Source organism: Desulfofundulus thermobenzoicus (assembly GCF_009428905.1).
GTDB classification, from domain to species: Bacteria; Bacillota; Desulfotomaculia; order Desulfotomaculales; family Desulfovirgulaceae; genus Desulfofundulus_A; species Desulfofundulus_A thermobenzoicus.
Genome location: NZ_WHYR01000136.1, coordinates 1 through 610, shown reverse-complemented (window position 1 = coordinate 610; position 610 = coordinate 1). Strand labels below are relative to the sequence as shown.

Genomic DNA, 610 nt, shown 5'->3' with positions numbered 1-610 from the left:
CCGTGGCTTTTCGCAGCTTACCACGTCCTTCATCGGCCCAAAGCGCCAAGGCATCCACCGTATGCCCTTCGTATCTTGACCTCGACGAACTTTCTCCCACTGTGAAGTTTTCAAGGAACAGTTGGTCGTGGGGCGTTATTACCTAACGACCATTGATGAGGATCCTTTTATGAGGATCCCCACGGATGCCAGTTGCATCAGCCAGTCGCCGGATTAATTTACCACCTTAATGGTGGCTTTTCCGACTTCTGACTTCAGACATCCGACCTCCGTTTTGGTGGGCCTAGGTGGACTCGAACCACCGACCTCACGCTTATCAGGCGTGCGCTCTAACCGGCTGAGCTATAGGCCCATAATTGGGATGTGTGCTGGTGGAGATGACCGGATTCGAACCGGTGACCCCCTGCTTGCAAGGCAGGTGCTCTCCCACTGAGCTACACCCCCACATTGGTCCCTCAAAACCGAACAGCAGGTTAGGATGGTTTCCTTCCAGAAAGCTTCGCTCCTTAGAAAGGAGGTGATCCAGCCGCACCTTCCGATACGGCTACCTTGTTACGACTTCACCCCAATCACCAACCCCACCTTCGACGGCTGCCTCCTTGCGGTTAGC

General features: G+C 54.6%; 2 tRNA genes and 2 rRNA genes. All 4 read right to left on the bottom strand.

Annotation, left to right across the window (positions count from 1 at the left end):
- Positions 1-81 (bottom strand): 23S ribosomal RNA (locus GFC01_RS17870); the annotation flags it as partial.
- Positions 82-275: 194 nt separating this feature from the next.
- Positions 276-352: transfer RNA gene (locus GFC01_RS17865), tRNA-Ile, on the bottom strand.
- Between the two features lie 17 nt (positions 353-369).
- Positions 370-444 (bottom strand) — tRNA-Ala (locus GFC01_RS17860).
- Positions 445-510: 66 nt separating this feature from the next.
- Positions 511-610, bottom strand: a 16S ribosomal RNA gene (locus tag GFC01_RS17855); the annotation flags it as partial.